The sequence below is a fragment of the Pseudohongiella sp. genome, assembly GCF_040877505.1.
In the GTDB taxonomy this organism is placed as follows: Bacteria; Pseudomonadota; Gammaproteobacteria; order Pseudomonadales; family Pseudohongiellaceae; genus Pseudohongiella.
This window is the reverse complement of sequence record NZ_JBBDNQ010000011.1, coordinates 1-5,792: the sequence shown is the minus strand read 5'-3', so window position 1 is coordinate 5,792 and position 5,792 is coordinate 1. Positions and strand designations below refer to the sequence as shown.

Here is a 5,792-nt window from a genome sequence, read left to right as displayed (position 1 = left end):
TGAGTCAACGATAGCGCATGCAGTCGCTCTTTCCGTGAGCATTCCCTGGCTGTTGATCTGGTATCGCCTGTAACTTAACTATCCCATTAAGCGACCGGACAACGCAAGAAAATCTGTCCCTGCGTTCGCTCCGACTGACGCGAAGCGACCGTCTGTGTCAGCTGGACCTTAACTGGTCGCCAATCGCATGATAATAATCAGAATTTTCCGGAAAAACATGAATATCTGCACAACGCATGTCTTCACACAATTTCGCCACTGAGTCATAGTGCGCAATACTCTGCAGCGTATGTGAAGTCGGCACCGGCAGTCTGATCTCACCCGCCTCGTGCAGCGCCAGCGCCATGCGCGGCGTCAACCATTGATAATCCAGTATCTCGTCATCATCCACCACAATCTCAACGGGTGCGTGCAGCGGGCACAGAAAGAACCAGGTGGCATAACGCCGGGGCAGCCCCATGGGGGTCGTCCAGTGCGCTATATGTATCAGGTCCGAGGACAGGATACTGAGTCCTGCTTCCTCCCGGGTTTCCCGAATCACCGCATTAATTGCCGCCAGATAATCCTGTTTGAGCCTGTCCGGGCCATGCGGCTGATCACGATCAGCGTCCGGCGGGTAATCGCCGGGATCCACTTTACCGCCGGGAAACACCCAGGCGCCGCCTTCAAACGTCAGCTTGGTGTTGCGCAGGAGCAGCAATGTTTCTATGTCGTTGTCGGCCTCACGCACCAGCACTACGGTGCTGGCAGGACTTGGGATCATCAGGCTGCCTCTCTCTTTACCGGTTTACATGGCCGCTTTCTGTGCTGCGCGGACGGTCTTGACACTATCACGCTGCTCAAGCAGTTCCAACAGCCCGCGGATACCAGGCTCGGTGCTGAACACATCCCAGTCCAGAGCCTTCCTGGTGACGCGCGTGACCAGTCCGACGCTGAACAGGAAGTAGAAATCGGCGTAGGTCATCTCACTGCCGGCAAGATAGGGCGAATAAGCAGCCAGTCGGCGCAGGGCAGCAAAACCCTTTACCAGTTCCTTACGTACGGATTCCTTTTCTGTATCACTGGCTGGCTTGCCGAAGAACACGTCGCCATAAAGCCGGCGGGCCGGCAGTTCGATATAAAGTTCCAGGTAACGGATAAGCTCTCTGACCTTGGCCTTTTCAAACGGGTCGTCAGGATAGAAGGAAGCTCCCTGTCCCAGATCATGCAGGTAGTCGATGATAACGCCGGTTTCTGTCAGAAAACCCTGCTCGCTCTCCACACACGGCACCTTGCCCATCGGGCTGCAGGACAGATAGTCGGCGTCCTGCGACGGGCGCACCGCAACTTCCTCAAAATCAATGCCTTTTTCCAGCAGCGTCATCTTCACAATATTGTAGTAATTGCTGATGGGAAATCCGTACAGTTTGATCATTGTTATGCTCTCCGCAGTCTGACAGCCTGTTAACTCTGTTTCAGTTTATGTTTAAGCACCTTGCCGGACGGCGCCGTGGGCAATTGCTCCATGAACAGTATCCTGGAAGGCCGTTTGTAGGCCGTCAGTAAAGGTCTGATAAACGCCTGTAACTCGATCTCTGATAAATCGCTGTCGGCGGCACGCTGCACCCAGGCAACAACTTCCTCATTGCCATCAATGTGCTGTCCGACCACAGCACACAATAACACCCCCGGGTGCGTCGAGATAACGCCCTCCACCTCGGGCGGGTATACATTAAACCCGGAATGGATAATCAGCTCCTTGCTGCGCCCGGCGATATGGACGTTACCTGTGTCATCAAGGCGAACCAGATCGCCGGTGTTCAGAAAGCCGTCAACATCCAGTGAGGCAGCGGTGGCCTGCGGATTGCGATAATAACCCAGCATGATATTGGGCCCCCGTATGTGCAGCTCGCCCACTTCTCCTGGTGCTACGGGCTTGCCGTCCGTGTCCAGCAGCCGGGCTTCCAGCCCGGGCAGCAACCTGCCCACGCTGCACGATGACAAGGGTTCATTGTAGCGAACCTGGCAAATGGTGGGTCCGCTTTCGGTCATGCCATAGGCATTGAGCAAAGGCATGGCAAACAGCGTTTCGGTTTTTTCCTTGATTGCCGGGTCCAGCGGCGCGCCGCCGCTGTACATAAAGCGCAGCGGTGGCATGTCATCAGGCCCCAGTCCGTGCGCCCGGGCATGATCAACCAGCCTGGCAAACATCGCCGGTACGCCAAACAAACCGGTGATGCCGCGATCGCGCATGGTAGCCATGGCGGTGGCCGGTTCAAAACGGTCAGCCAGCACCAGTTCAGCCCCCACATAAATCGCCGCCAGAAACACCGCCGCCAGGCCGAACACATGCGATACCGGCAACACCAGGTAAACCCGGTCATCCGCACGCAAGCCTCGCAGGGCACTGCTGACGGCGGCAACATAGAGCACGTTACGATGGGTCAGCATGACGCCCTTGGGGTCACCGGTCGTGCCCGTGGTATAAATCAGGGTAAACACGCCTGCCTCGATCAGAGCCGCTTCGTCCGGCCGCGGCTGCACCGGCAGCGGACGAATGCCTACAATGCCCCCGCCCAGTGCGAGCACTGCATTGCCCGGCTCATTGTCAAACATCTGCCAGCGCTCCTGCGCCGCTGCCGAATCGAGAAAGTAGAGCACCAGTCGCGGCTCACAATGCAGGCGAATACGGTCGAGTTCAGATTCGGCCATGCGGGCGTTGACCACCACCGGCCAAGCTGACAATTCACTCAGCGCCAGAATTGCCACCAGTAGCGGCACGCAGTTTTCATTGACCAGCATGACCCGGTCTCCGGCCTGAACACCAGCATCCCGGAATTGCTGCTGTGCGGCATACACAGCGTCGGCAAATTGACCATAAGTCAGCGCACGCCCGAGGTGATCACGGACCGCAGGTGCACTGGCATGGTGCCGCGCATGTTGCTTCAATGCGTCACTGACTCGCGCCGGTAAACATTCAATCAGTGTCTTTGGTGATTGACCCAAGAGCTGATCGTCATTAGATTGAACGGATTGTTTCATGGCTTGCAACGGCTGCTCTGATTGCATAGTCGTTCCGATAGAATAGTTGTTCCGATTGAATAGTTGCCCGCATCATGCCTGTCACCCGCCCACCCGATAGCCCGAATTCGCCCGCAGCTACCGGCCCCCGTGCTCTGCTGCTGAGCGCCTACGATGCACACAGTCACCGGCAATGGCGGGATACATTATGCGATATGTTCCCGGACTACCAATGGATCTGCCTGAGCCTGCCACCGCGGCATTTTGCCTGGCGTATTCGTGGCAACAGCCTGAGCTGGGCATTTAACCACCGGCAGACGCTGACTGACAACTACGACCTGCTGATAGTGACATCGCTGGTTGACCTGAGCAGCCTGCGCGGTTTTGTACCGGCGCTGACGCGTTTGCCAACACTGGTCTATTTTCATGAAAACCAGTTCGCCTATCCACCGGCGCCTGGCGCGCACGGCGCACACCGGGACAATCTCCTTAACGCCCAGATCATCAACGTCTACACCGCCCTGTGCGCTGATCGCATTGCATTCAACAGTGAGTGGAATCAACAAAGTTTTTTTGACGGTCTGAGTGCTTTATTAAAAAAACTGCCGGATCAGGTTCCGAACGGCCTGCCGACGCAGCTTCAGAAAAAGTCGTGTGTATTGGCTGTGCCTTTACCCGATCATTTGTTCACGGACGACAGCGGCGATAACAGTGACACAAGGCGCCCGGATCAGCCACATACGGCACTGCAGATTGTCTGGAATCACCGACATGAATACGACAAGGGTCCGGCCCTGCTGCTGGCCATTGTGCAGCAGCTGATCAGGCTGGATTTACCGTTTCGGCTGCATTTGCTGGGGCAGCGTTTCCGTCACGAACCAGCTGAATTTGCCCGGCTCCGGGCCTTGCTGACAGCGCATTACCAAAGACACAGGCTTGAGCCCGGCATGGATGACTGGTTGCCATCGAGAGCTGCCTATGAAGCAGTGCTAACGCAGTCTGATATCGTATTATCAACTGCATTGCATGATTTTCAGGGCCTGTCGATTCTGGAGGCCGTAGCCAGAGACTGTGTGCCGCTGACGCCAGCCGCCCTGGCCTATCCGGAATACATTGATCCGGCCTGTTTGTACGCGGTGGCAGGTTTGACGCAGGAACAACAGGCCATGACCGCTTGTGAAAAGATCATCACCTGGCACCAGGCGTGGCAGCAACCCGGGGCGCGCCGTCCGATACCTGATGTCAGCCAGTTCCGCGCCACGGCCATGCACAAGCCCTGGAGCGCTTTGTTCGACGCCCTGTTTGCCGCCACGCCTGCTGACTGAAAATGCTTGTCGCACTCCAGCCTACAGGCTACAGTTGTGCCCACCTTAAAATCACTACACGATGGTTCGGATCGATCCGGGAGTGCTCATGCGGTTACCACACATCAAAAACCTGATTGTTCTTTTTGGCATTCTGCTGCTGCCGCTGACCCTGTCAGCGCAGGAGACTGACGCCGAGAGCGGTGCAGACAATGAGGCGGCCTTCCAGAGCTGGCTGGCGGAATTCCGCGAAGATGCATTGGCACGCGGCATCAGCGCCGGCACTCTGGACAGCGTTTTGCCGGAAATCCGGCAGCAGCGTCAGGCCGTGCAGGCTGACCGCAACCAGGCCGAATTCGTCAATACTTATGAGCGTTATCTGCAGCGCGTGAACACGGCCAGAATAGAGGCGGGCAAAAACCTGATGTCGGAACACGGCGACATGATCCGGGAGGTATCTGCTGATTACGGCGTGCAGCACCGTTTTGTTGTCGCAATTCTGGGATTGGAAAGTAACTACGGCAGCTTCCCCATCACAGAGCCTTTGTTCAGTGTGATTGCAACACTGGCTTTCGACGGGCGCCGCGGCGAGATGTTCCGCAACGAGTTATACGCGGCGCTGGAAATTGTCGACCGCGGTTTTGCGACGCCAGAGATGATGAAAAGCTCGTGGGCAGGTGCGCTGGGCATTGTGCAATTTACGCCGAGCAGTTTTTTGCGGCTCGCTGTGGATCATGATGGTGACGGGCGCATTGATCTGTGGACAATGGGCCCGGATGTGATCGCTTCTGTGGCCAATTACCTGAGCTCAACCGGCTGGCGTGATGATCAGACCTGGGGCCGCGTAGTCAGTCTGCCACCGGGCGGCGAGCAGTCGTTGCCGGCACCACAAAGCGCGGGCATGACGCCGGAGTCACAGTGCCGTTCTTTTGAGAGCATGGGTGCGTGGCGTGGGCTCAATGACTGGCAGCAGCTGGGCGTGCGCCGGGCGGATGGCAGCGATTTGCCCACCCGTAATCTGCCGTCGGCGCTGTTAATTGGTGATGAGGGGGATGACAAGGGTTATCTCGTATACCGCAACTTCTGCTCGATCATGCGCTACAACCCGGCCTTCCGCTACGCCCTGTCCGTCTCCCTGCTCGCCGACGCGATCGACGATATCCGGGACTGACGGTCGAATCTTTATCAATAGTGAACGCCCGTTGGACGAAAATGATCAGGAGCCTCGATCAGGACGCTATCCGAGCTTGGGTATCGTCTTCCGGAGACGCCCGTGAACCCATCCCTGGGGGGCTCGGTGACAACCATCCAAGGGTTGTCAACGCTCCTTCAGACGATACCCAAGCCCGGACAGCTAGTGCCTGGTTCAACTTTCAGCAGACACCACCAGACTTCGCAAGATCGACACTGCCGAAATTCTGCAAGAGCCCTTCGGGTGGTGGGTGGCGGCTTGAGTAGCGTATGCGACCCTTGGACGGTCGCATCCGA

5 protein-coding genes are annotated in these 5,792 nt (G+C 57.2%); 2 read left to right on the top strand and 3 right to left on the bottom strand.

The window, feature by feature from the left end:
* Positions 1–157: 157 nt before the first annotated feature.
* The 3 genes from WD071_RS03875 to WD071_RS03865 are packed head-to-tail and all read right to left on the bottom strand — an operon-like array spanning position 158 to position 2,985.
* Positions 158–763 carry an NUDIX domain-containing protein gene (locus WD071_RS03875; protein ID WP_368047020.1) on the bottom strand — a complete coding sequence of 202 codons (606 nt, stop codon included), beginning with the start codon at positions 761–763 and terminating at the stop codon, positions 158–160.
* A gap of 24 nt (positions 764–787) precedes the next feature.
* Complete coding sequence (locus tag WD071_RS03870; protein ID WP_368047019.1) at positions 788–1,414, bottom strand: glutathione S-transferase family protein; 627 nt, start codon at positions 1,412–1,414, stop codon at positions 788–790.
* Positions 1,415–1,443: 29 nt separating this feature from the next.
* Positions 1,444–2,985, bottom strand: coding sequence for a class I adenylate-forming enzyme family protein (locus tag WD071_RS03865; RefSeq protein WP_368047018.1), 1,542 nt, complete (start codon positions 2,983–2,985; stop codon positions 1,444–1,446).
* A 110-nt stretch (positions 2,986–3,095) separates the two neighbouring features.
* Here WD071_RS03865 and WD071_RS03860 point away from each other — a divergent pair, with 110 nt between their 5' ends.
* Together WD071_RS03860 and WD071_RS03855 are read left to right on the top strand one after the other, a co-directional pair.
* On the top strand, positions 3,096–4,325 hold the full coding sequence (locus WD071_RS03860; RefSeq protein ID WP_368047017.1) for a DUF3524 domain-containing protein: 1,230 nt from the start codon (positions 3,096–3,098) through the stop codon (positions 4,323–4,325).
* An 88-nt stretch (positions 4,326–4,413) separates the two neighbouring features.
* Positions 4,414–5,475 (top strand): lytic transglycosylase domain-containing protein, encoded by a 1,062-nt coding sequence (locus WD071_RS03855; RefSeq protein WP_368047016.1) that lies wholly within the window; start codon positions 4,414–4,416, stop codon positions 5,473–5,475.
* Positions 5,476–5,792: the final 317 nt, after the last annotated feature.

Excerpts from the sequence above, each read along its gene's own strand:
- WD071_RS03875 (WP_368047020.1), bottom strand. The coding sequence starts at position 763 with ATGATCCCAAGTCCTGCCAGCACCGTAGTGCTGGTGCGTGAGGCCGAC.
- WD071_RS03870 (WP_368047019.1), bottom strand. The coding sequence starts at position 1,414 with ATGATCAAACTGTACGGATTTCCCATCAGCAATTACTACAATATTGTG.
- WD071_RS03860 (WP_368047017.1), top strand. The coding sequence starts at position 3,096 with ATGCCTGTCACCCGCCCACCCGATAGCCCGAATTCGCCCGCAGCTACC.
- WD071_RS03855 (WP_368047016.1), top strand. The coding sequence starts at position 4,414 with ATGCGGTTACCACACATCAAAAACCTGATTGTTCTTTTTGGCATTCTG.